We start from the raw sequence: 23,472 nt of genomic DNA, 5'->3' as shown, positions 1-23,472 counted from the left end.
GCACCGCCGCACTTGTGCATCGGACCGGCGTCAGCGGCGGTGGCAACTGGCAGCATGGGCGTCATAAAAACCGGAGAAAGCCCATGAAAATCATCATCGCCCCCGACTCGTTCAAGGACAGCCTGAGTGCCGAAGGCGTCGCCCAGGCTATTGCCGAAGGGCTGGTACAGGTGTGGCCCGATGCCGAGTTGGTCCAATGCCCAATGGCGGACGGTGGTGAAGGCACAGTGGATGCGGTGCTGGCGGCGTGCAAGGGCCAATTGCGCCGACACAGCGTGTGCGGGCCGCTCGGCGCCCCTGTTGAAGCGCGCTGGGGTTGGTTGGCCGACAGCCACACCGCGATCATCGAAATGGCCGAGGCCAGCGGCCTGCAACTGGTGCCGCCGAGCCTGCGCGACGCATGCACAACCACCACCCACGGCACCGGCGAACTGATCCGCGCGGCACTGGATGCCGGCGCTGAACGCATCATCCTGGCGATTGGCGGCAGTGCCACCAACGATGGCGGCGCCGGCGCGATGCAGGCACTCGGTGTGCAACTGTTCGACGCCGACGACCAACCGCTGGCACCTGGTGGCCTGGCCCTGGCCCGCCTGGCGCGGGTCAGCCTGGAACAGCTTGACCCACGCCTTTCGCAGGTACGCTTTGAAATCGCCGCAGACGTCAACAACCCGCTGTGCGGCCCCCACGGCGCCTCGGCGATTTTCGGCCCGCAAAAAGGCGCGAATCCCGAGCAAGTCCAACAACTCGACGCCGCCCTTGGCCACTTCGCCGATCATTGCGCCAACGTGCTATCCAAAGATGTACGCGACGAACCCGGCAGCGGCGCCGCAGGTGGCTTGGGCTTTGCGGCCAAGGCCTTCCTGGGCGCGCAGTTCCGCGCTGGCGTAGAGGTAGTGGCCGAACTGGTTGGCCTGGACGCCGCCGTACGCGGCGCCGACCTGGTGATCACCGGCGAAGGCCGTTTCGACGCCCAGACCCTGCGCGGCAAAACCCCGTTCGGCGTGGCGCGCATCGCCCGGCAGCACAGCGTACCCGTCATCGTGATCGCCGGCACTTTGGGCGATGGCTACGAGCAGATGTATGCCCATGGCGTGGATGCGGCATTTGCCTTGCCTAGCGGTCCGATGAGTCTGGAGCAGGCCTGCGCTGAGGCGCCGCGTCTGCTCAGCGAACGGGCAGCCGATATTGCGCGACTGTGGCGCACCGCAGGCAAGCACTGACGTATAACCCCGAACATGGGACAATCCGCGCCTTTTCGACACGGAGAGTCCCCATGCTGCGCCCCGCCTTCCTGGTCCTGTTACTCACCGGCGCCACCACCCCGGTCTTCGCCCAACCATCCTCCGAAACCGTACCGCTGCTGCGCGAGATCAAGCAGTGGGTGGTCGGTTGCGACAACCTGCGCAATTGTCATGCCCTCAGCGCGCCCAGCGGCGTGGATGAAGAGGACTACAGCTCGTTGACGTTGCACATCTGGCATCAGGCTGGCCCGCAAGGGTATCCGCGTTTGCGCTTCGATCATCGAGGTCAGGACGTGGACCTTTCAACTTTGACGCTGGACGGCCAGCCCCTGGGCCTGGAGCTGACGCGGGAATTGCACGTCGAGCGAGATGACCAGGGCGGTGATCCCGAGGTGCAGTCGTATGGGGTGATTGATGACGCAGGGACGCGGCGCTGGTTGCAGCGGCTGCGCAACGGCCAGCGCCTGCAGTTGCCGGGTGATGAGCAGGCGCATGTATCGCTGAGCGGGTTGAGTGCTGCGCTGCTGTTGATGGATGCAGTGCAGGGTCGCGTGGACAACGTGACGGCCCTGGCCCGACCCGGCAAGGGCGCGGCCAGCGAGGTGCCGCCACGGGTACCAGCGCCGGTACTGCGCAAGTTTACGGCTGCACCGCCGTTGACCGCGCGGGAGCAGGCCGGGCTGGTGGCTGCCGCCTTGCAGGCCGTTACGCCGGAAGAGGGGGATCCCGAGGCAAAAGCGGGTGCCCTGACGGCGCGCCAGGCCATGACCGTGACACGTTATGACTGTGCGGCCTACAACTGCGAGTTCAATGTCAGCAGCCGTGAGCGACAGGCGCCCTATACGGAAACCTTGATGGACCTGCAGCCGCTGCCCTTGGAAGACGCCGCGCTGCAGGGCTCGGTCGGGTATGACGAGACGTCTGGCACCCTGAGTTACTTCTATAAGCAGCGTGGCGTCGGTGACTGTGGCGGCGGGGCCGCCTGGGTGTTCGACGGCAAGCGTTTCCAGCTCAGCGAGTTCCACCGGATGCCGCGTTGCACCGGAGTCGGCTACGGTGACTGGCCATCGCTATGGTCAACCGTGCCAGCCCCCTAGCCATCGGCTCAATGTCGCCCCTACACTGGTCGGCCACGTGTCTTTCAAAGGATGAAACACCATGCACACGCCTGAACCCCATGTCGTGATCCAGCGCTTCACCGAGGCCCACCTTGACGGCGTCGCCGCGCTCTACAACGAACCGGCCGTGTGCCGTCAGGTGCTGCAAATGCCTTTCCAGTCGGTCGAAATGTGGCGCAAACGCCTGGTGATGGACAACGAGCGGCGCCTGCAACTGGTGGCGGTGCATGGCGGTGAGGTGATCGGCCAGTTGGGCCTGGAACAGTACCTGCGCGTGCGCCAGGCCCATGTCGGTTCGTTCGGCATGGGCGTGGCAACGGCGTGGCAAGGCAAAGGTGTTGGCTCACGGCTGTTGACGGCCGCGCTGGACGTGGCCGACAACTGGATGAACCTGCACCGCGTTGAACTCACGGTGTACGCCGACAATGAGTCGGCACAGCGGCTGTATCGCAAGTTCGGCTTTGAGGTTGAAGGGGTATTGCGTGATTACGCCTTGCGTGACGGCCGGTTTGTCGACACCGTGAGCATGGCTCGCCTGCGCCAGTCGGCTTAGCCCTGCAAACCGAACGCCACCGTCGTCGGAGTGAGGCAGGCCTGCCCGACAGCGGTGGCGTTTACCTTGTTAGTGTTCACACAAAAAATCACAAAGCTACATTGCACGTTCCCGAAATCTTGCACGTGCTTTTGATATCGGGTTCGGATGTACGGAATGTGAAATCTTTAAACTCAACCCTGAACTGTGTTCTGTTGTTACTGACTGTCAGGGTGAAAAATTGAGATTCATCAGCACCGTAAATCTGGTCGATATTAGGCGCTCCCCAGTATGTAATTGAGTACGCAGCGCCAGTCCATACGGTGTGGGTGCCGTCAACCTGGTCGTCTCTAAAAATAAGTATCATCCTTCGCGCCAACGCACCGTTATCCAGCATATCCGCCCTGAGGATATGTTTGAAATAGAGATGGTCAGAGTGAAAAACCTGCGTACTACGGAAGGGATCGTGTGGGGGCGGCGGGACGACATCCGTGATAATCGCGTTGAACTCACCCGTCGCATTCTTTGCGAGGGTAGTTGGCAAAATAATCATAGCGAGTTCTCCCTAGTTAATATGAAGGTGGTGCGTCGCTAGTGTTGGTTCATTCTGCCTAACCGTAAACTGTCATTTCTAACAGGGTGTTTGCAGTCGACACCGTGAGCCGACGCGCCTGCGCAAGTTGGCTTAGTCCAGGGCAAACGCCACCGCAGCCTGCGCATGCAGCTCGGTGGTGTCCAGCAGCGGCAGGTGGCTGTGTTCGGGCTTGATCAGCAAGCCGATTTCCGTGCAACCGAGGATGATCGCCTGGGCACCACGTGCGGCCAGGGACTTGATGACGCCTTGGTAGACCTTGCGTGACGCATCGCTGATGACGCCGACGCACAATTCCTCGTAGATGATCCGGTGCACGGCCTGGCGCTCTTCGGCCTCCGGCACCAGCACGGTCAGGCCTTGGGCGGCCAGGCGCGACTTGAGGAAATCCTGCTCCATGGTAAACGCCGTACCGAGCAGGCCGACCGTCAGCGTGCCGGCCTCCACGGCAGCCGCACCCGCCGCATCGGCGATATGCAGGAAGGGAATCGACACCGCCGCCTCGATACGCGGAGCCACCAAATGCATGGTGTTGGTACACAGCACCACACAGTCGGCGCCACCGGCTTGCAAACGGCGCGCAGCGTCTTCGAGGATCAACGCGGCATCATCCCAGCGTCCGGCGTGTTGCGCCTGTTCCACCGGGCCAAAGTCCACGCTGTACATCAACAGTTGCGCCGAGCGCAGCGGGCCGAGCTGGTCGCGTATGCGCTGGTTGATGATGCGGTAGTACTCGGCGCTGGACTCCCAGCTCATGCCGCCGATAAGGCCGATGGTACGCATGCGATGCTCCTGACAAGGAAAGTCGCTTCACCTTACCCATCGACCATTGATCAGTCATACGCAGTTGCCCACGAAATGACCGGTGCAGTTTCACATGTCCAGGTTGGTCCACCCGGGTTTGGCCTCTTCCGGTGCCACTGCGTTCACCTGCTTGCCGGTCGCCAACTCCACCCGCCGCGCCACTTCCGGGTCATCGGCGAAAGGCATCAGGCTGGCGTCGTCCAGGCTCTGTTCGGACTGACCGCGCAAGCAATACTCCACCGCGCCATACAGGCACACCACCATCAGCAGGCCCCACATGTCAGGCGATCCGCGCATCAAGCTGCGCCATTTGCAGATTCGCGACACGCACGGTGCGCCAGGTGTTGTAGGCCATCAACAGCATACCTGTCAGAAAGAACACACCACCGGCAAACCGCACCACAAACCCCGGGTGGCTGGCCTGCAAGGCCTCGACAAACGAATAGGTAAGGGTGCCGTCATCGTTGACCGCGCGCCACATCAAGCCCTGGGTGATGCCGTTGACCCACATCGACGCGATGTAGAGCACGGTGCCGATGGTGGCCAGCCAGAAGTGCAGGTTGATCAGCCCCACGCTGTGCATCTGTTCGCGGCCGAACACCTTTGGGATCATGTGGTACAGCGAGCCGAAGGTGATCATCGCCACCCAACCCAGGGCCCCGGCGTGTACGTGGCCGATGGTCCAGTCGGTGTAGTGGGAGAGGGCGTTGACGGTCTTGATCGCCATCATCGGCCCCTCGAACGTCGACATGCCGTAGAACGCCAGGGACAGCACCAGAAAGCGCAGGATCGGGTCGGTGCGCAACTGATGCCAGGCGCCGGACAAGGTCATCATGCCGTTGATCATCCCGCCCCAGCTTGGCGCCAGCAGGATCAGCGACATGGCCATGCCCAGCGATTGCGCCCAGTCGGGCAGGGCGGTGTAGTGCAAATGGTGCGGGCCGGCCCAGATATACAGCGTAATCAGCGCCCAGAAATGCACGATGGACAAGCGATAGGAGTACACCGGGCGTCCTACCTGTTTCGGTACGAAGTAATACATCATCCCCAGGAAACCGGTGGTCAGGAAAAACCCCACGGCGTTATGCCCGTACCACCATTGCACCATGGCATCGGTCGCCCCGGAATACACCGGATAGGACTTGAACCAATCCACCGGAATCGCCAGGTGGTTGACCACATGCAGCATGGCGATCACCAGAATGAACGCGCCGAAGAACCAGTTGCCCACGTAGATGTGCTGTGTCTTGCGCCGCACCACGGTGGTGAAAAACACAATGGCATAGGCCACCCAGACCACCGCCATCCACACCGCGCCGGAGAATTCGATCTCGGCATACTCCTTGGTGGTGGTGTAGCCCAGCGGCAGGCTGACCAGCATGATCACGATCACCGACTGCCAACCCCAAAAGGTAAACGCCGCGAGACGGTCGGAAAACAGCCGCACCTGGCAGGTACGCTGTACCGCGTAATAGCTGGCGGCAAACTGCGCGCTGCCGGCAAAACCGAAAATCACCAGGCTGGTGTGCAGGGGGCGTAAGCGGCCAAAGGTGGTCCAGGGCAAATCCAGGTTCATCTGCGGCCAGACCAGTTGCGAGGCGATCCACACGCCCATGGCCATGCCCACCACGCCCCAGGCGATCGTGGCAATGATGAATTGGCGGACGACTTTATAGTTGTAGGCCTGTCCGATTGTTGTGCTGCTCATGCTCAGTCCTCCCACGGTTCCAAGTGGCGGCACTGTAGGAAGCATGGGTAAAACAAAACAGGCTCAGAAAAACCTCATTGTTGCGGATCAGTTTTAAGCCGTACGTCGAATGGCTGCATCTGCCATGATCAGGCTTCGCAACCAGGCTCACCCAAGGAACGCCGCAATGGACGATGTACAGCAACTGGGCGAGATGCTTCGTCATTACGCCGACAGCGAAGCGCACAAGAAGCAGCAGTTCGACGTGCAGTCGGCCCGTTGGGCGCAGAAGCTCGATCAGCTGTTCGGACAGATCGAACAGTGGCTCGAGCCCGTGAAAACGGTCGGGTTGCTGGAGGTGCATCGTGAGGCGTACGTCGCCAGCGGGCCGAGCGTGCCGGTGGAGACCTCGACGTTCAAGACCGAGAAACTGACTGTACAGATCACTGGCAAACCGGTGGAGTTCGTGCCGGAGGTGATGGGCGTGGGGGGCTTGATCTCTGTGTCGGTCATGGGCCTGACCGCGGCACGTCACGGCAGCGTGTCGTTGGTATTGCCCGCGGATAAGAACGACTGGCTGTGGAAGAAGACCAATGGCCTCAAAGACCCGGACACGTTTGGCTTCGACGCCAACTTGTTGGCCTCGCAGTTGCAAAGCCTGATCCCCCGCGAACGCAGCTGAACCGTCGAATGATGGGCGCAGGGTTATTTTGCCAGGATTGGCTATACCTACAGCTCAGTGTTCCAACGTCGACCGCCAGGGAGTTCAAAGATGAAACTTAGGCATTTGCTCAGCACGTTGTGCATCGCTTCGCTCGGGCTGGCGGGGTGTGCCAGCAAGATTACCCCGCCGGATGAGTATTCCGGCTTTCTCTCGGACTACAGCCGGCTCAAGGAAGCCCAGTCTCCATCGGGAGCCGAGGTGATGCGCTGGGTCGATCCCGAGCTGGACCTGAGCCGCTATCACGCGGTGTACGTCGAACCGACCCAGTTTTACCCTAAGCCCCAGGCCACAGCGAAAATTCCGCAGGCCACCCTCAACGACATCAACACCTACTACAACCAGGCACTCAAGCGTGAGCTGGAAAAATCCCTGCCCTTGGCCCATGCGCCAGGCCCTGGCGTGATCGTGGTGCGTGCGGCAATCACCGCCGTGAGCAGCAAGACCGAAGGCCTCAAACCCTATGAGTATATTCCGGTGGCCTTGGTCGTGGCGGCGGTAAGCACCGGCACCGGCATCCGTGATCAGGAAACCACCCTGGGCACCGAGGCGCAGTTCCTCGATGGCGCCAATGGCAAGGTGCTCGCCCAGGTGGTGCGCAAAGGCACTGGCAACCCGCTGTCCAACGATTCGCAGGTGATGAAGGCCGATGACGTGAAAAGCGTGATTGATGGCTGGGCGTCGGACCTGCATCAGTCGTACGTGAAACTTACCCGCTAGAACGTGCGAGAAGGTGAGGGCTGCGGTGCCCTCACCATTGTTGCGACCGGGTACGTGGCGTTACTTGAGCGGCGTCAACGGCGGCAGCTTCCATTGACCGTTACCCACCTCAGGCTTGGGCAGGTAAATGCGCAATACCGCGTAGAACGGACCGGGTGGCGCCGGCAACCAGTTGCTTTGCTCAGCCTTCGGTGGCTCGTGGTGCTGCAGGGCCAATGTCAGGCCGCCATCGGCGTCACGCTTGAGGTTGGGCAGCATCCGCGAATTGATCAGGTAGCGTTTCTTGTGGTTGGGCACCAACAGCTTGGTCTTGGCGTCGTACATGGTCAGCGACCAGAACGCATCGGCCGGCGGCAGTTGGTCCTTGGCAAAGTGCACGGTGTAGCTGTGGCGTGCGCCGTTGGCGGGTTTGCCTTCGCTGTCGACGAAGTAGCTCATGTAGGCGGCTTCGTCGGAGGAGTTACCGAAAATGCCGATGTTGGCGCCGGCATAGCGGTACAGGTAGTTGTTGTTCAGGTGGTCGCGGCTGCCGAACAGATCACCGCTGGTGATCTGGTGAGTGTCGACTTTGTCTTTCTTGAACGCGGCAAATTCGGCATGGGCGTCGGCAATGCCTTCATCCAGGGCCTTGCGCTGTTCGGCGGTCAGCTCCTTGACCTTGAACGGCGCGCCCGGGGCGATACCGATCTTGGCAAACCGGGCCAGCAGGTCTTTTTCGCTGTCCTGCGGCGCGGCGAAGGCCAGCATGAAGTTCAGGTAGCGAAACAGTTGAGGGCCTTCGGTCATGGTCGCCGTGGGCTTTGGCCATTCGACCTTGGGGGCCTTGGCTGGCGCGGGTTGTTTCACGTAGCTGCTCAGTGGCTGCACTTTGTAGCCGGCCTGGATCTGCTTGACCTTGCCCAGGTCTTTTTCATCAAACAACTGCGTGCGGTACAGGGCGTAGGCGATATTGCTTTCGCTGTAGATCACGCGGTCGACATTCACCGGCTGCTGACCCTTCCAGTCCGGGCCGGCGATCATGTAGTGGCCGCCGTTGTTACCGGTGCTGCGGGTGCCCAGGTAAGCGAAGTTCTGCGTATAAAGGTCGATCAACTGCACCGAGTAGTAGCGGTCGTCTTCGATCCTGGGCAGGGTCAGCACCAGCGGTTCGCGGCGCAGGTCCATCCAGACGAACGAGTAGGGCGTGTCAGAGTTGGGCGTGACGAATGCCGTGTCCTTGGGCGTGAACACCTGTGCGGTATTGCCGATCTGGTTGAACGGCGCCTTGAAGTTGGCACCGCCCTTGTCAACGGCCTGGGTATAGAGCGTCTTGTACATGTCCACCACCGGAAACCCATACAGGTAGGCTTCCTTGGCAATGGCCCGGGCTTCGGCCGGGGTTGCCGTGAAGTCGGCCCAGGCGCCGGTACTCATGAGTATCGAGAGGCTCGCCAACAGCAGGCGCGTCGGTTTTCCAATCATGTTGTTGCGTCCTTCCTGAGTGCGTTTTGTAGGGAAGCGTCTGAATAGCGCTGAGTTTCCGATGTTATTGACCGAAGGTCACGTTAATCTCTGAACACTTGACGCAAAAATGCCGCCCATGCAGGCGGCACCGTGTACAGGTCTGAATTAAAGTGCGGGTAGCATCGATTTGACTTTGTCGCGTAATTGATCGATCGAGAACGGCTTGGCGATCACCTGCATGCCGGCGGGCACGTCGATGTTCTCCGCATAGCCGCTGGCGAAAAGAATCGGCAGGGCTGCACGCAATTCGCGGACCTTGGCAGCCAGTTGCTTGCCGTCCATGTCCGGCAAGCCAACGTCGGTCATCATCAGATCGATCACCTGGTCGGTGTCTTGCACCAGTGCGAGCGCCTCTTCAGCATCGCCGGCCTCCAGCACGTTGAATTCCAACTCCTCCAGGACATCGACGATAAGCATGCGCACGATGGCATCGTCTTCGACGACAAGGATGGTGGAGGCGGTGGTGGACATAAAAAATTCCCGAGAGTTGAAAGGATTGGCCGTGAACAGTGGAAAGACCATCCTCTAATGAGTCGCGGCGATCTCGGCAAGTTCCCTCGCCGAGGTCGGTATTGTGCCGGTGTTGGGAAGGAATGTCCCGTCTGAGTCTGTGGTCGGGTTTCTACCGGGCTCGCAAGGGACTGCGGCATCTCCAGGAATCGGATGATGCCGGTACTACCCGTCAGACGTCAGGCGACACTTGAGGCCAATCGGGGGGCGGGGATTGATAGCGGGATGGCCACCAGATCATGCACGCCGTTGATGCTGCCGACGGTGTTCATCAGGTTCAACTCACTGAAGTCCGAGACAGAATAGGTCAAGGCCCCCGGATTCGGACGGAATAATGCGCTCGTTGAACCGGTGCTCATTGCACTTTCCACACCGGCGCGCATAGACGCCTCGGACTTGAATGTTGCCAACCCGAAGTTGGGGTCGAAGTAGAACCATTCTTTTTCGCCGCCCTTGACGACAACGCCTGCGGTAATACCGTGTGTTGTATTACCTATCATCAGGCTGGTCGACGTGTTGGCATTCGCCAGTTGCTCGATGATTTGCGCAGCCGTCCGCTGCTGTTTGTATTGGCCTACATGAAAGTCATGCCTGAGCTTGGCCTGGAAACTTTGCATAGTCTTTTGAAATGTCTGGGTGGCGGGATGCTCGGGATGAGCCATTACTGTGAAAAGATTCTCCAACAGCGTGGTTTGCTTGCCCTCCTGAATGGCGTAGGCCATCGAGTTAGCAAACACCGCACACTGCCCACCCGAGAGAGGACTGACTTGGCTGAGGTACAAACCTTGTGGCATCGGGACGAACGTTCCGCCCGCGGCCTTGATGTTATCGCCGAATTTTTTGGCCAGGGACAAGTTGAGCGTGATCGCGCGCTTTTCAACCTGTCGGTACAGACAGCCCATTTGTTGCGTCGTCAACCCACGTTGCAAAGCCAGCTCCTGGAGTTCAGGGACTCTCAACCCTTCCTCGTACCCCTTTATCGAGTCGGGCGTTCCGTACTTGTAACCCTGTTTGAAACTGTCCGCATCCAGCGCCTTGAGGTTTTCCATTTTGGTGTAGAACGTATTCGGCAGTTCTTCCAAGTCTTCGATGCGGCGAATCAGGCTTCCCAACTGTTGCGCACTTGGACCGGCTTGCAGTGAAAGTGTCTTGAGCTGTTCAACGCTCAGGGAGGTTGAGTACCCCGTAATCGACGGCGGTGTCTGGCTGTTATAACCACGGTTGAATCCTTCGGCATCCGTTTTCAATGCGCTTAACCGCAAGTCTTCGAATGCCTTTGCGAAATTGGGGTTGGGTTGGGTGCCGGGACGGGGGGAACTCCACCAACCGGTGAACCACTCGATGCTTCCCGACTCCGTCAACCCTTTGATTTCCCCCCCGGAGGCCGCGACAGAGGGCGTGAAGTTCTCCAGCGGGGCTCCGTAGGGTTGAGCCTTGATCGGGTCGTAGCGGTACCATTGTCCATCGTTGAACACGGCAGCCGTCTGGACCTTTGTTTCGCCGACCTTATAGCTGCCTATTGCGGCTATGTCGTACTGATGGCTGAGGTTTTTCAGCAGCCCATGACTGTCTGATGTGCCCCGCAGCATTTGTATGCCTTTCTCCAGTGCCCGAGGGCTTTTGCCCAGTAGCCTTGCGCCGCCAAATACGAGGTCGTCTGCGCCGCCCAACGGGTTGAATGCACTGAGGGTCGCCGCTCCAATCACGCGCGCGCCCTTGGCCAGCTTTATGGCCGAAGAGCCGGCGATTGCACCCACCTTGACCAGCTTGGCGGCAGTCGCTGCGCCAGCGGTCAGGAACCCCAGGACATCCATCGTCAGATCGAGAGCGCCCGCAACATAGTTGCCGCTTATGAAATTGGCAATGGCCGATCTAAGCGGGACCAGGTCCAGGAAAAAGTTGGCCGCGCGATCCTGTGCTTCAAACTGTTTGTCCAACTGCGTAGTGCCTTTGGCCTCTTTCACAACATCGGCGTTGTCGATATCCAGATGCTCAACGAACGCATCGGCAATGTATTGGCTGCGGTCGCTGCTGAAGCTTTTTGGCGTGACTGCGCTGTCGCCCTTGCTTTCCTTTTGGCTTTCCTGGCTATAGCGGGGCGGCCGGAACTCGGTTCGTTGAGTTTGCCGTGAGCCTGGACCATAGCTGGTTTCGTCGTAACTATTACCGCTGCTCAGCTTGGTGATCGTGCCTTCCTTGATGTCAACTTCATAAACAGACGCCACGCCGTCGCGCTCGGTTTTTATCGAAAAGGTGGCGTATTTGTGGAGAAGTGTTTTATCCGTGAGATTGATTCTGTACACGGACTCATGAAAGAAGCGCAGCTTTCCATATTCCAGGTCTTTGCGTTGATCCAGGGGGAGTTTGGATATGAGGTGCCTGACGGTTGCACTCAAGCCTTTCTTTCGCGAAACAATGGCTTCGTCGAATTGTTGTTTGAATGCTGCATTCACGCCGAGAACAGGATCTTTATTGATCTCGGAGAGGGGGATACGGGAGTCACTGGTCGTCCAGGTGTAATGAGGGTTTTCCATCATCGCGATGTCCAGCATCGAGAAATACCCTTCTGGCCGCAAGTTCGGGTCATAGAGCGGCATCGCCGCGGATTGATGGCCGGATGTCTGGAGTTTCAACAGGGGTTGCTCAAACGGAATGCCTTCACCAAAGCGTTCTTTCAGTTTGGCGATGGCGATGTCCTTACGGCTGGGTATCTCAGCATTGGCTAATGTTTGTGCGTTGATCTGCTCTGCAAACTCGCGGTTGTATTGGGTCCTCAGCCCATCCAGTTCTACGTCTGTGTACTGTTTGTCATCTTTTCTCTCGATCAGGCCGTTGACAATCCCCCAATCGACCAGTGCGGTTTTCTGGGCAACCTCGGTTACCGCTGGATCAACCTGGGCGGCCTTTTCGGCCTTGATCATGATTTCGTCAAAGCCCATGGTCATCGCCGACCCGGGGGACAGCGCTTCCTGGATATCCACTGCGATCTGCAGACGGGCCCAGGCCGGGCTGCCATACGTGATGTTGTCGGGAAGGCCTTTTACCTTAAACGCAGGCGCTGTCTGCCCGAAAATTATCGTTGCGGCAGCGTCGGCCATCTCCGGGCTGGCCCGGCCATCGTCTATCAGGGATTTGACTGTCGCATTGACCACGCTTGACGGGCGTGCTCCCCAAAGGTGCGGTTCAACCCTTTTTCGCTGCGGGTTTGTAATAGCTTCGGGGTTCAGGACCAGGTTGATCGCCGCCAGGGCGTAGTCATGGGTGCTGGTGTCTGTGTCGATACCCTTCATATGCGCTTGCATTGCCCGACCAAACGCCTGCCCTCGGGGGCTGTTCAGGATTGACTCCAACGCTTTGATGGGGTCTGCCTTGGCCTCACCAGCCAAGGGTTTGTTGTCATTGAGGAACTCAAGGATTCCCAGGCTGTGGCCCGTCTCGGGTAAGTCCGTGTGATCCTTGATGTAGTGGAGAGCCGCTGCCTGCAGCATTCGCTGATCGTCAGTACTCAAGGGTACAGGCCAGGACAGCGCTCCCCCGAAATTCCCAAACGGGTTCGCCAACCCTCTCTCGTCGACGGCATCTGCTAAAGCGGTCAAGGAAAAATGGTTGGTGGGTAGGCCCAGGCCGATGCCGCGGATGAAACGCTCCAGTGTGACAGGGGTGTCAGGCTGTGCTGGAAAGGATGAATGCGGGTGGATGTCCATTGCTGTGGTCTTGAGTGCGTTCAGCACCGCCGGGGGAGATGCATTGTGTCCCAGTGTCCTGGCAATTTTGTGCAGCGCGTGCGACAGGCTATGCAGGTTGCGCGCATTGCCAATCAAGGTTTTGCCGGAGGGGGTGGCGGTTGTGAGAGAAGTTGGTTGTGACGCGGCGTTGGGCTGTTGTTCTGCGACGCTTTTGGACGAGGTGGATTGGGGCAGTTGATGGGGTTGACTGACCACATGCGTGGGTAGGTTGAGAGCTGATGTGGACACCGAGGAGAGACTGGTCATGGCTGGATACCCTTTGAAGTTGGACGTTATCCGCGCATTTGCTTGCGCACGGCTCCCTTTTTCAAGGCGCATCATTGAGTGCCATGCCCTGCGACCTGCGTTCCTGTGCCTGGGCGTTCGCTAATGTAAGAAGCCAAATCAGTGTCTTGATTTGACGTGCGGTCTCACAATCGGCGGTGATTCACCTGACAGTATTTGGCATAAAAATAGCGTTCGACCCCAACTTTGGGGCAAACTCCTGGGTTTTCTGCACTTGGCCAAGGCATGCCCATGACTCCCGCTTCCTCCGTCGACGAAAAGAGCTTTCGTAATCTGCTGAGCCGAAACGTTGCATTGCCCTTGGGTGTGGGCGTGCTCAGCGCGGTGTTTTTCGTGTGCCTGATCACTTACCTGTTGTCGGTGATCCAATGGGTTGAACACACCGACCGGGTTATCAATAACCTCAATGAATCGTCCAAACTGACCGTGGACCTGGAAACCGGTATGCGTGGCTTCCTGATCACCGGCGACGAGCATTTCCTCGACCCGTACGAAGTGGCCAAGCCGCGCATCATCGCCGACCTGCGTAACCTGCAGGAACTGGTGGCGGACAACCCGCAGCAGGTGGATCGCCTCAAGCGCCTGGAAGCCCTGCAGGCTGAGTGGAACAACTACGCCCAGTCGATGATAGATATGCAGCGCACCAGCGGTGACTACCGCAGCGCGGTCAAGGCCGGCCGTGGCAAGCGCCTGACCGATGAAATCCGCAAGGAATACGAAGACGCGGTGGCGATGGAGCAGCAGTTTCGCATCACCCGCAATGAACAAGTCACTCGCACCACGGTGATCAGTGTCACCCTGTACTTGGCCTTTGTACTGGGCTTGAGTGGCTTTCTGGCGTATATCGGTCGGAAAAACTTAATAGCACTTTCAGAGAGTTACAGCGCAAACCTCGCGTCCCAACAGAAGATTGCGCGACGCCTGGAGCAACAAGCCTGGTTGCGAAACGGCCAGACCGAACTGGCTGAACAGGTGCTCGGCCAACTGACCCTGAATATGCTCGGGCGCAACATCCTTCAATTTTTTGCCCAGTACATGGGCTCGGCCGTTGCCGCGCTCTATGTGCGTGAAGAACACGGCGGCCTCAAGCGCGTGGCCACCTATGGTTTCTCCCGCGAACAGGAACAGCGGGAACAAGCGATCTACAGCGATGAAGGCATCGTTGGTCAGGCGGCCCAGCTTGATCGCCTGATTCGCCTGGATGACGTGCCCGTGGATTACTTCAAGGTCAGCTCCGGCCTGGGTGAAGGGCCGACACGCAGCGTACTGGTCATGCCCACCAGTGATGATGACCGCGTCAATGGCGTGGTCGAACTGGGCTTCCTGCGCCCTCTGGAAGAACGTGACGAAGAACTGCTGGAGTTGATCGCCGGCAATATCGGCACCTCCATCGAAGCCGCACGTTATCGCCAGCGCCTACAGGAAGTGTTGGCCGAGACCCAGCAGCTCAACGAAGAGCTGCAAGTGCAGCAGGAAGAACTCAAGACCGCCAACGAAGAGCTGGAAGAACAGTCGCGCATCCTCAAGGAGTCCCAGGCCCACCTGGAAACCCAGCAGGCCGAACTGGAGCAGACTAACGAGCAACTCGCCGAACAGGCCGAGACCCTGGCCGAACAACGCGACGCCATGGACCGCAAGAACATCGAGCTCAACCAGGCCCAGCTCGAACTGGAGGACCGCGCCGAAGAATTGCAGCGCTCCAGCAAATACAAATCCGAATTCCTCGCCAACATGTCCCACGAGCTGCGCACGCCGCTGAACAGTTCGTTGATCCTGGCCAAGTTGCTGGCCGAGAACCCCCAGGAAAACCTCAGCGCCGAACAGGTCAAGTTTGCCGAGTCGATCTATTCCGCCGGCAATGACCTGCTCAACCTGATCAACGACATCCTGGATATTTCCAAGGTAGAGGCCGGCAAGCTGGAAATGCGCCCGGAAAATTCCAGCGTGGCACGGCTTGTCGACGGCCTGCGCGGCATGTTCGAGCCGCTGGCGGCCGATCGCAAGCTGGGCTTCCAGGTAGAGGTGCAGGAAGGCACGCCGACTATGCTGTTTACCGACCGCCAGCGCCTGGAGCAGATCCTCAAGAACCTGCTGTCCAATGCGGTCAAGTTCACCGAACAGGGCGAGGTCAGCCTGTCGGTGTCGCGAGCATCGGAGGAGGGGATTGCCTTTACCGTGCGCGACTCCGGCATCGGCATTGCGCCGGACCAGCAGGAAAGCATCTTCGAAGCGTTCCGCCAGGCCGACGGCACCACCAATCGCCGTTACGGCGGCACCGGCCTGGGCCTGTCGATTTCCCGCGACCTGGCGGCCCTGTTGGGTGGCTATATCAGCGTGACCAGTGCCCCTGGCAAAGGCAGCACCTTTACGCTGGTACTGCCGGAACATTATGCAGAGCCGGGGGAAGACGCAGCGCCGATCGAGCCGCCGCGCCAAGTGGTGGTGGCGCCCGCACCGGCTCCGGCCAAGGTGTCGCCGCTGCCGGTGGCCGATGCCAGCCTGATCCCGCGCTTCGCCGATGACCGCGACAAGGCCCCGTTCACCACGCGCTGCATCCTGGTGGTGGAAGACGAACCGAACTTCGCCCGCATCCTGTTCGACCTGGCCCATGAGCTGGGCTACCACTGCCTGGTGGCCCACGGGGCGGACGAGGGCTACAGCCTGGCCGAGGAATATGTACCTGACGCCATCCTGCTGGACATGCGCCTGCCGGACCATTCCGGGCTGACCGTACTGCAACGCCTCAAGGAACACGCCAATACCCGGCACATCCCGGTGCATGTGATTTCCGTGGAAGACCGCGTCGAAGCCGCCATGCATATGGGCGCCATCGGCTATGCGGTCAAACCCACCACCCGCGAAGAGCTCAAGGACGTGTTCGCGCGCCTGGAAGCCAAGCTGACCCAGAAGGTCAAGCGCGTGCTGCTGGTGGAGGACGATGACCTGCAACGCGACAGCATTGCCCGCCTGATCGGCGACGATGACATCGAGATCACCGACGTTGGCTATGCCCAGGCCGCCCTGGACCTGCTGCGCACCAATGTCTATGACTGCATGATCATCGACCTCAAGCTGCCGGACATGCTCGGCAACGAGTTGCTCAAGCGCATGGCCACCGAGGACATCTGCTCGTTCCCACCGGTGATCGTCTACACCGGACGCAACCTGACCCGCGATGAAGAAGCCGAACTGCGCAAGTATTCGCGCTCGATCATCATCAAGGGTGCCCGCTCGCCGGAGCGCCTGCTGGATGAGGTCACACTCTTTCTGCACAAAGTCGAATCCCAGCTGTCCCATGATCGCCAGAAGATGCTCAAGACCGCTCGCAGCCGCGACAAGGTCTTCGAGGGGCGCAAGATCCTGCTGGTGGACGACGATGTGCGCAATATCTTCGCCCTGACCAGCGCCCTGGAGCACAAAGGCGCGGTGGTAGTCATCGGGCGTAACGGCCGTGAGGCCATCGACAAACTCAATGAAGTCGAGGATATCGACCTGGTGCTGATGGACGTGATGATGCCGGAAATGGACGGTTACGAGGCCACTGCCTTGATCCGCCAGGACCCGCGCTGGAAAAAGCTGCCGATCATCGCGGTGACGGCCAAGGCCATGAAAGACGATCAGGAGCGCTGCCTCGCGGCCGGTTCCAACGATTACCTGGCCAAGCCGATCGACCTGGATCGCCTGTTCTCACTGATTCGCGTGTGGCTACCGAAGATGGAACGCATTTAAGTGGAGCGAAGTTTCTTGGAAAAAAGCAGCGATATTGAGCTGCGCCTGTTGATCGAGGCGATTTACCTCAAGTACAGCTATGACTTCCGGGACTACTCCGGGGCGTCGGTCAAGCGCCGTGTGGCGCATGCCTTGCGCCAGTTTGATTGCGCGACCATTTCCGCCTTGCAGGAGCGGGTGCTGCACGACCCGGCGGCGTTCATGCAGTTGCTGCAGTTCCTGACGATCCCGGTCAGCGAGATGTTTCGCGACCCGTCGCACTTTCTGGCGATCCGCCAGGAAGTGGTGCCGCTGCTCAAGACCTACCCGTCGATCAAGATCTGGATCGCCGGCTGCAGCACCGGCGAGGAGGTGTACTCCATGGCCATCCTGCTGCGCGAAGAGGGGTTGCTGGAGCGTACGATCATCTACGCCACCGACATCAACCCGGCGTCGCTGGACAAGGCCAAGCAGGGGATCTTTTCGCTGGAGAACGTACGCGCCTATACCGCCAACTATCAGCAGGCCGGTGGGCAACGTTCATTTGCCGACTACTACACTGCGGCTTACGATTACGCGATCTTCGATAAAACGCTGCGTGAGAATGTCACGTTTGCCGACCACAGCCTGGCGACCGATAGTGTATTCTCAGAAACTCAATTAATTTCATGTCGTAACGTATTGATTTATTTCAATAAAAAGTTGCAGGATCGAGCGTTTGGATTGTTCCATGAGTCGCTGTGTCATCGCGGCTTCCTGGTGCTGGGCAGCAAGGAGACCCTGGATTTCTCCGCGTATGGCAAGCAATTCGAACCGTTGGTCAAACAGGAACGGATCTACCGAAAGCTATGAATCAAGAGGCTGCCAGCCCGGCACAGGTCCGGGGCATAGAGGCTATTGTCATCGGCGCCTCCGCCGGTGGCGTAGAGGCATTGCTGACGGTATTTGCCCAATTGCCTGCTGACTTCGGCCTGCCGATCATCACCGTGCTGCACCTGCCCGACGAGCGCCGCAGCCAGTTGGCCGAGGTGTTTGATCGCCGCGTTGCCATGCCGGTGGTGGAAGCGCGCGACAAGGAAGTGCTCAAGCCAGGCACGCTGTACTTCGCCGGGCCTGGTTATCACCTGTCGGTGGAGCATGATCGCAGCCTGTCCCTGAGTCAGGAGGACCGCGTGCATCATTCGCGCCCGGCAATCGACTTCCTGTTTCAATCCGCCGCCGATGCCTACGGCACGGGCTTGCTCGCCATCCTCTTGACCGGTGCCAACCAGGACGGCGCCCATGGCCTGGCCCATGTCAAGCAGCAGGGCGGAACCACCGTGGTGCAAGAGCCCACTGAAGCACGTGTCGCCGTCATGCCCCGTGCGGCCCTGGCACTGCACACACCCGATTACATTCTGACGTTGAGCCGAATCGGCTCATTGCTGGCTTCGCTGGAATATTCCCCATGTTAAGTACTGTCCAGGCCAAACTGCTGATCGTCGACGATCTGCCGGAAAACCTGCTCGCCCTTGAAGCGCTGATCAAGCGCGAGGACCGCCAGGTATTCAAGGCATTGAGCGCCGACGAGGCCTTGTCCCTGTTGCTGGAGCACGAGTTCGCCATGGCGATCCTCGACGTGCAGATGCCCGGCATGAACGGGTTTGAACTGGCCGAACTGATGCGCGGTACCGAGAAAACCAAGAACATCCCGATTGTGTTCGTCAGCGCCGCCGGCCGCGAACTCAATTACGCCTTCAAGGGCTACGAAAGCGGCGCCGTGGACTTCCTGCACAAGCCGCTGGATATCCATGCGGTGAAGAGCAAGGTCAACGTGTTCGTCGACCTGTACCGTCAGAGCAAGGCCATGAAGCTACAGGTCGAAGCCCTGGAGCGCAGCCGTCGCGAGCAGGAACTGCTGCTGACGCGTCTGCAGGCCACCCAGGCCGAACTGGAGCAGGCGGTGCGCATGCGTGACGACTTCATGTCGATCGTCGCCCACGAAGTGCGTACGCCGCTCAATGGGCTGATCCTCGAAACCCAGTTGCGCAAGATGCACCTGGCCCGGGACAACGCCGCCGCGTTCACCCTGGAGAAGATGCACGCCATGGTCGACCGGGACGAGCGACAGATCCAGAGCCTGATCCGCCTGATTGAAGACATGCTCGACGTGTCACGCATTCGTACCGGCAAACTGTCGATCCGTCCGGCACGTTTTGACCTGACACAGCTTGTCAGCAGCCTGGTGCAGAACTTCGCGCCCCAGGTAGCGGCGGCGGATTCATCCATGACGCTGGTTGCCGACGGCCCGGTAGAGGGGCACTGGGATGAGTTCCGTATCGAGCAAGTGGTCACTAACCTATTGACCAATGCCCTGCGCTACGGGGCCAAGAGCCCGGTGGAAGTGCGCGTGTACAGCGAGCATGACGAAGCCCGCGTAGAGGTGCGCGATCACGGCATTGGTATCAGCGAAGACAACCAGAAGCGTATCTTCCAGCAGTTCGAACGGGTATCGGCCAGCCAGGTTGCGGCCGGCTTGGGCCTGGGGCTGTTCATTTCCGAGCAGATCGTTGCAGCCCATGGTGGCACCATAGAAGTCGAGAGCCGGATAGGCGAGGGCGCCTTGTTCAGGGTGTGCCTGCCCCTGCAGGCGACGGCATGAATTCAATCGTCACCTCGACGCAACCTCTGCGTGACCCCATGGTCGTAATTGCAGCTATTGACCAGACAAAGGCTTCCCATGAGTGAAGATGCACAAGATGTCGTTCTGATCGTCGAGGACGACGAATCCATTATGTTTGTGCTGGGTGAATACCTGGCCGGCCTGGGCTATCGGGTGTTGAAGGCGATCGACGGGGAGCAGGCCTTCGAAATCCTCGCCACCAAGCCGCACCTGGACCTGATGGTCACTGATTACCGCTTGCCGGGAGGGATCTCTGGTGTGCAGATCGCCGAGCCCGCGCTGCTGTTGCGGCCGGAGCTGAAGGTGATCTTTATCAGCGGATACCCGCAGGAAATCCTCGAGTGCAACAGCCCGATCACGCGCAACGCGCCGATCCTGGCCAAGCCGTTTGATCTGGATACGCTGCAAGAGCATATCCAGCGGTTGCTGGCGTGAAACCCTGAGAAGGGCTGCTTCCTTGCAGCCCTAATCCCTGATCATTTCCCGTACTTTTGCCGTCAACAGATCGAAAGTGAACGGCTTGGTAATCAGTTGCATACCCGGGTCCAGGAACCCGCCCCGCACCGCCGCATGTTCGGCATACCCCGTGATAAAAAGCACCTTGAGCTCGGGGCGGATCTGTCTGCCGATTTCCGCCAATTGACGACCATTCATACCGGGCAGGCCAACGTCGCTGATCATCAGGTCGATGCGCTGTTCCGACTCGATAATAGGCACGGCGGTATTGGCGTCGACAGCTTCCACAAACCCATAGCCCAACTCTTTGAGCACCGCGCTGACCAGCACGCGCACGGCCGGGTCGTCTTCGACGATCAACACGGTTTCACCGGCATTGGCGAACGGCAACAACGCCGGATCCACCACGGCATCGGCGACAACTTCACCGATGAACCTTGGCAGGAAAAGGCTCACCGTGGTGCCTTTTCCCACTTCACTGTGGATGGTCACATGCCCATGGGACTGGCGGGCAAAGCCATAGATCATTGAAAGCCCAAGGCCCGTACCCTGGCCGATGGGCTTGGTGGTGAAAAACGGATCGAACACGCGCCCCATCACGCTTTCTGGGATGCCACAGCCGGTGTCGCTGACGCTCAACTCAACATAGTCACCGGGTTTCAAGGTGCCGTAGGCGGCGGTGAACACGCTGTCGAGGTGGCGGTTGGTGGTCTCAACGCACAAGCTGCCGCCGCCGGGCATGGCGTCGCGGGCATTGATGACCAGGTTGAGCAGGGCGCTTTCCAATTGGTTGGGATCGGCCTCGGCCGTCCACAGGTCAGTCGCAAGGCGCATGTCCAAGCGAATGCTTTCGTTGATGCTGCGTTGCAGCAGCTCCCCCATCGAAGTCACCAGCCGGTTGATCTCCACGGGTTTGGAGTCGAGGGATTGGCGGCGGGAAAAAGCCAGCAGGCGGTGGGTGAGGCCGGCGGCACGGTTGGCCGAGGTCACCCCGAGGTCGATCAGGCTGTCGAGATCGTCCAACTTGCCACGGGCCACGCGCCTGCGCAGCAGCTCCAGGCTGCCGATGATGCCGGTGAGCATATTGTTGAAGTCATGGGCGATACCGCCGGTCAATTGGCCGACCGCTTCCATTTTTTGTGATTGGCGCAGTGCCTCTTCGTTGCTGCGCAATTGGGCGGTACGTTCCTCGACTTGCTGTTCAAGAGTTTCCAGCGTGCGTTGCAGGCGCAGTTCACTTTCGCTGAGGTCGATCAGGCGGTCGCGGGCGTCGTATTGCCGACGACGACCGCGCAGGGCGGCGCTGACCAGGCTGATCAACGTCACCGGATGGAACGGCCGCTCCAGGAAGGTCACGTTGCCGAGCATGCCGCTCAGGTGGGACGAACCATTCTGCTCGCTGCCGCCATGGTGGGTCATCAGCACGATGGGCAGGTCCGACCAGGCCGCCTGTTGATGCAGGTATTCCAGCAATGGTTCCAGGTCCACCCCGCGCAAAGCCTCCGCGGCAATGATCAGCAGCCCGGCACCGTCTTCCAGCGCCTCGCACAACGCCCCCAGGTCGCTGGCGACGATACCGCTGTAGCCGGCTTCGTTAAGCATCATCAGCGCCAATGAGCCGTCACGCCCCATCGGCGCCAATACAATTGCTCGCTCGGAGACTGGAGAGAGGCCCGTCACGCGTCCTCATCCTTGAGTAGGGGCGAGCCGGCGCCCATGTAGGTCGGGATGCCGCGCAGTACGCCCTGGAAGTTATCCAGCGGTTCGCCGACGGTCATGCCCTGGCTGCCGATCCGGTATTCGCGAATAGTGGCCTCATGGGAGCCGGTGCGTTTCTTGATGATCGAGATCGCCCGGCGCACCTTGCCCAATGCCTCGAAGTAACGCAGCAGAATGACAGTATCCGCCAGGTAAGTGATGTCGACGGGGGTCTGCATATCGCCGACCAGTCCGTGTTGCGCGACGGTCATGAACGTGGCGGCGCCCCGGCGGTTGAGGTACAGCAGTAACTCGTGCATGTGCAGGATCAACGCGTTTTCTTCGGGCATGGCCGCCTGGTAGCCGTTGATACTGTCGATGACCACGGTTTTGATCCCGCGCTCATCCACGCAGCGTCGCACCCGATGTGAAAACTCGCCCGGCGACAACTCGGCAGCATCGACTTGTTCGATCAGCAAATTACCGGTTTGCTGCAGGGCCGCCAGGTCGATACCCATGTTCTTCATGCGTTCGAACAACAGCCCCAGCTCTTCATCGAAGATAAACAGCGCAGCTTTCTCGCCACGCGCTACGGCGGCGGCGGCGAAAATCATCGAGATCAACGATTTGCCGGTGCCGGCCGGGCCGAGGATCAGGCTGCTGGAGCCGGTCTCGACGCCTCCGCCCATGAGGGCATCCAATTCCTTGATGCCACTGCTCAAGGTATCGCGTTGATAGCCGCCGCGATGCTCAGCCGCCACTAGGCGTGGGAACACGTGGACGCCGTCCTGCATGATAGTGAAGTCGTGGAAGCCGCCACGATATTTCTGGCCACGGTACTTCACCACCCGTACACGCCGGCGTTCGGCGCCGTAGTTGGGGGTCAGTTCTTCCAGGCGGATAACACCGTGGGCAACACTGTGCACGGTCTTGTCGAGGGACTCGGTGGTCAGGTCGTCCAGCAACAGGACGGTGGCGTCGTAGCGCACAAAGTAGTGTTTGATCGCCAGGATCTGCCGGCGATAACGCAGGGAGCTTTGCGCAAGCAGGCGGATTTCCGAGAGGCTGTCGATCACCACCCGGGTTGGCTTGACCCGTTCCACCACTTCGAAGATCTGCCGGGTGGCTTCGCCCAGCTCAAGGTCGGAGGAATACAGCAGGCTCTGCTGGTGGTCAGCGTTGAGCAGACTCTCCGGTGGCGTCAGCTCGAAGATATGAATGTTGTCATCCAGGTCCCAACCGTGGGACTTGGCGCCTTGCCGCAATTCGCGTTCGGTTTCCGACAGGGTGATGTACAGCGATCGCTCGCCTTCGCGGGCCCCTGCCTGCAGGAAGTGCAGGGCAACCGTGGTTTTACCGGTGCCGGGCTCACCTTCCAGCAGAAACAGGTGGCTGCGCGAGAGTCCTCCGGCAAGAATGTCATCAAGACCTTCAATGCCGGTGGCTGCTTTTTCGGATAACTGCGCTTTGGATGTAGACAAGAAGT

The 23,472-nt window shown here is 59.7% G+C and carries 19 protein-coding genes; 10 read left to right on the top strand and 9 right to left on the bottom strand.

Going from position 1 to position 23,472, the window contains the following annotated elements:
• Positions 1-83 precede the first annotated feature (83 nt).
• From ACZ445_RS15110 to ACZ445_RS15100, 3 genes are all read left to right on the top strand, one after another.
• The gene (locus tag ACZ445_RS15110; RefSeq protein ID WP_179029535.1) at positions 84-1,223 is read left to right on the top strand and encodes a glycerate kinase; all 1,140 of its coding nucleotides are present in this window, start codon (positions 84-86) and stop codon (positions 1,221-1,223) included.
• Between the two features lie 53 nt (positions 1,224-1,276).
• On the top strand, positions 1,277-2,341 hold the full coding sequence (locus ACZ445_RS15105; protein WP_464707193.1) for a DUF1176 domain-containing protein: 1,065 nt from the start codon (positions 1,277-1,279) through the stop codon (positions 2,339-2,341).
• 61 nt (positions 2,342-2,402) lie between these two features.
• The gene (locus ACZ445_RS15100) at positions 2,403-2,915 is read left to right on the top strand and encodes a GNAT family N-acetyltransferase (RefSeq protein ID WP_058425851.1); all 513 of its coding nucleotides are present in this window, start codon (positions 2,403-2,405) and stop codon (positions 2,913-2,915) included.
• An 88-nt stretch (positions 2,916-3,003) separates the two neighbouring features.
• Here the strand turns inward: ACZ445_RS15100 and ACZ445_RS15095 are convergent, their stop codons facing one another.
• From ACZ445_RS15095 to ccoN, 4 genes are all read right to left on the bottom strand, one after another.
• A complete protein-coding gene (locus tag ACZ445_RS15095; protein WP_058425852.1) occupies positions 3,004-3,447 on the bottom strand; it encodes a hypothetical protein in 444 nt (147 codons plus the stop codon).
• 132 nt (positions 3,448-3,579) lie between these two features.
• Positions 3,580-4,269 carry an aspartate/glutamate racemase family protein gene (locus tag ACZ445_RS15090; RefSeq protein ID WP_058425853.1) on the bottom strand — a complete coding sequence of 230 codons (690 nt, stop codon included), beginning with the start codon at positions 4,267-4,269 and terminating at the stop codon, positions 3,580-3,582.
• 90 nt (positions 4,270-4,359) lie between these two features.
• Complete coding sequence (locus ACZ445_RS15085; RefSeq protein WP_058425854.1) at positions 4,360-4,569, bottom strand: cbb3-type cytochrome c oxidase subunit 3; 210 nt, start codon at positions 4,567-4,569, stop codon at positions 4,360-4,362.
• A 1-nt stretch (position 4,570) separates the two neighbouring features.
• Complete coding sequence (gene ccoN, locus ACZ445_RS15080) at positions 4,571-5,998, bottom strand: cytochrome-c oxidase, cbb3-type subunit I (protein WP_464703629.1); 1,428 nt, start codon at positions 5,996-5,998, stop codon at positions 4,571-4,573.
• A gap of 166 nt (positions 5,999-6,164) precedes the next feature.
• Between ccoN and ACZ445_RS15075 the strand changes: the two genes are divergently transcribed.
• Complete coding sequence (locus ACZ445_RS15075) at positions 6,165-6,659, top strand: hypothetical protein (RefSeq protein WP_464703627.1); 495 nt, start codon at positions 6,165-6,167, stop codon at positions 6,657-6,659.
• 90 nt (positions 6,660-6,749) lie between these two features.
• Positions 6,750-7,418, top strand: coding sequence for a DUF3313 domain-containing protein (locus ACZ445_RS15070; RefSeq protein ID WP_464707192.1), 669 nt, complete (start codon positions 6,750-6,752; stop codon positions 7,416-7,418).
• A gap of 60 nt (positions 7,419-7,478) precedes the next feature.
• Here ACZ445_RS15070 and ACZ445_RS15065 read toward each other — a convergent pair whose 3' ends face one another.
• The 3 genes from ACZ445_RS15065 to ACZ445_RS15055 all read right to left on the bottom strand — a co-directional run bounded on the left by ACZ445_RS15065 (position 7,479) and on the right by ACZ445_RS15055 (position 13,423).
• Positions 7,479-8,879 (bottom strand): DUF1254 domain-containing protein, encoded by a 1,401-nt coding sequence (locus tag ACZ445_RS15065; RefSeq protein ID WP_058425858.1) that lies wholly within the window; start codon positions 8,877-8,879, stop codon positions 7,479-7,481.
• A 147-nt stretch (positions 8,880-9,026) separates the two neighbouring features.
• Positions 9,027-9,392 (bottom strand): response regulator, encoded by a 366-nt coding sequence (locus tag ACZ445_RS15060; protein WP_058425859.1) that lies wholly within the window; start codon positions 9,390-9,392, stop codon positions 9,027-9,029.
• 218 nt (positions 9,393-9,610) lie between these two features.
• Positions 9,611-13,423 carry a hypothetical protein gene (locus tag ACZ445_RS15055; RefSeq protein WP_464707190.1) on the bottom strand — a complete coding sequence of 1,271 codons (3,813 nt, stop codon included), beginning with the start codon at positions 13,421-13,423 and terminating at the stop codon, positions 9,611-9,613.
• A gap of 270 nt (positions 13,424-13,693) precedes the next feature.
• Between ACZ445_RS15055 and ACZ445_RS15050 the strand changes: the two genes are divergently transcribed.
• From ACZ445_RS15050 to ACZ445_RS15030, 5 genes are all read left to right on the top strand, one after another.
• On the top strand, positions 13,694-17,191 hold the full coding sequence (locus ACZ445_RS15050; protein ID WP_464707189.1) for a response regulator: 3,498 nt from the start codon (positions 13,694-13,696) through the stop codon (positions 17,189-17,191).
• Positions 17,192-18,022 (top strand): CheR family methyltransferase, encoded by an 831-nt coding sequence (locus tag ACZ445_RS15045; protein WP_012724198.1) that lies wholly within the window; start codon positions 17,192-17,194, stop codon positions 18,020-18,022.
• Positions 18,019-18,624 (top strand): chemotaxis protein CheB, encoded by a 606-nt coding sequence (locus ACZ445_RS15040; protein ID WP_058425862.1) that lies wholly within the window; start codon positions 18,019-18,021, stop codon positions 18,622-18,624. The genes ACZ445_RS15045 and ACZ445_RS15040 overlap by 4 nt, the downstream gene beginning before the upstream one ends.
• Complete coding sequence (locus tag ACZ445_RS15035; protein WP_248481497.1) at positions 18,618-19,811, top strand: hybrid sensor histidine kinase/response regulator; 1,194 nt, start codon at positions 18,618-18,620, stop codon at positions 19,809-19,811. The genes ACZ445_RS15040 and ACZ445_RS15035 overlap by 7 nt, the downstream gene beginning before the upstream one ends.
• A gap of 78 nt (positions 19,812-19,889) precedes the next feature.
• Complete coding sequence (locus tag ACZ445_RS15030) at positions 19,890-20,267, top strand: response regulator (protein ID WP_058425864.1); 378 nt, start codon at positions 19,890-19,892, stop codon at positions 20,265-20,267.
• Between the two features lie 30 nt (positions 20,268-20,297).
• Here the strand turns inward: ACZ445_RS15030 and ACZ445_RS15025 are convergent, their stop codons facing one another.
• Positions 20,298-21,968 carry an ATP-binding protein gene (locus tag ACZ445_RS15025; RefSeq protein WP_464707188.1) on the bottom strand — a complete coding sequence of 557 codons (1,671 nt, stop codon included), beginning with the start codon at positions 21,966-21,968 and terminating at the stop codon, positions 20,298-20,300.
• Complete coding sequence (locus ACZ445_RS15020; protein WP_058425866.1) at positions 21,965-23,467, bottom strand: ATPase domain-containing protein; 1,503 nt, start codon at positions 23,465-23,467, stop codon at positions 21,965-21,967. Before ACZ445_RS15020 ends, ACZ445_RS15025 begins: the two co-directional genes overlap by 4 nt.
• Positions 23,468-23,472: the final 5 nt, after the last annotated feature.

The sequence above is a fragment of the Pseudomonas allii genome (genome assembly GCF_055380095.1).
This window is presented reverse-complemented; position numbering and strand designations above follow the sequence as displayed.

What these genes read in the sequence shown, in the direction of transcription:
- ACZ445_RS15060 (WP_058425859.1), bottom strand. Translation starts at nt 9,392, where the DNA reads ATGTCCACCACCGCCTCCACCATCCTTGTCGTCGAAGACGATGCCATC.
- ccoN (WP_464703629.1), bottom strand. Translation starts at nt 5,998, where the DNA reads ATGAGCAGCACAACAATCGGACAGGCCTACAACTATAAAGTCGTCCGC.
- ACZ445_RS15050 (WP_464707189.1), top strand. Translation starts at nt 13,694, where the DNA reads ATGACTCCCGCTTCCTCCGTCGACGAAAAGAGCTTTCGTAATCTGCTG.
- ACZ445_RS15090 (WP_058425853.1), bottom strand. Translation starts at nt 4,269, where the DNA reads ATGCGTACCATCGGCCTTATCGGCGGCATGAGCTGGGAGTCCAGCGCC.
- ACZ445_RS15035 (WP_248481497.1), top strand. Translation starts at nt 18,618, where the DNA reads ATGTTAAGTACTGTCCAGGCCAAACTGCTGATCGTCGACGATCTGCCG.
- ACZ445_RS15110 (WP_179029535.1), top strand. Translation starts at nt 84, where the DNA reads ATGAAAATCATCATCGCCCCCGACTCGTTCAAGGACAGCCTGAGTGCC.
- ACZ445_RS15030 (WP_058425864.1), top strand. Translation starts at nt 19,890, where the DNA reads ATGAGTGAAGATGCACAAGATGTCGTTCTGATCGTCGAGGACGACGAA.
- ACZ445_RS15105 (WP_464707193.1), top strand. Translation starts at nt 1,277, where the DNA reads ATGCTGCGCCCCGCCTTCCTGGTCCTGTTACTCACCGGCGCCACCACC.
- ACZ445_RS15100 (WP_058425851.1), top strand. Translation starts at nt 2,403, where the DNA reads ATGCACACGCCTGAACCCCATGTCGTGATCCAGCGCTTCACCGAGGCC.
- ACZ445_RS15085 (WP_058425854.1), bottom strand. Translation starts at nt 4,569, where the DNA reads ATGTGGGGCCTGCTGATGGTGGTGTGCCTGTATGGCGCGGTGGAGTAT.
- ACZ445_RS15095 (WP_058425852.1), bottom strand. Translation starts at nt 3,447, where the DNA reads ATGATTATTTTGCCAACTACCCTCGCAAAGAATGCGACGGGTGAGTTC.
- ACZ445_RS15040 (WP_058425862.1), top strand. Translation starts at nt 18,019, where the DNA reads ATGAATCAAGAGGCTGCCAGCCCGGCACAGGTCCGGGGCATAGAGGCT.
- ACZ445_RS15070 (WP_464707192.1), top strand. Translation starts at nt 6,750, where the DNA reads ATGAAACTTAGGCATTTGCTCAGCACGTTGTGCATCGCTTCGCTCGGG.
- ACZ445_RS15075 (WP_464703627.1), top strand. Translation starts at nt 6,165, where the DNA reads ATGGACGATGTACAGCAACTGGGCGAGATGCTTCGTCATTACGCCGAC.
- ACZ445_RS15065 (WP_058425858.1), bottom strand. Translation starts at nt 8,879, where the DNA reads ATGATTGGAAAACCGACGCGCCTGCTGTTGGCGAGCCTCTCGATACTC.
- ACZ445_RS15055 (WP_464707190.1), bottom strand. Translation starts at nt 13,423, where the DNA reads ATGACCAGTCTCTCCTCGGTGTCCACATCAGCTCTCAACCTACCCACG.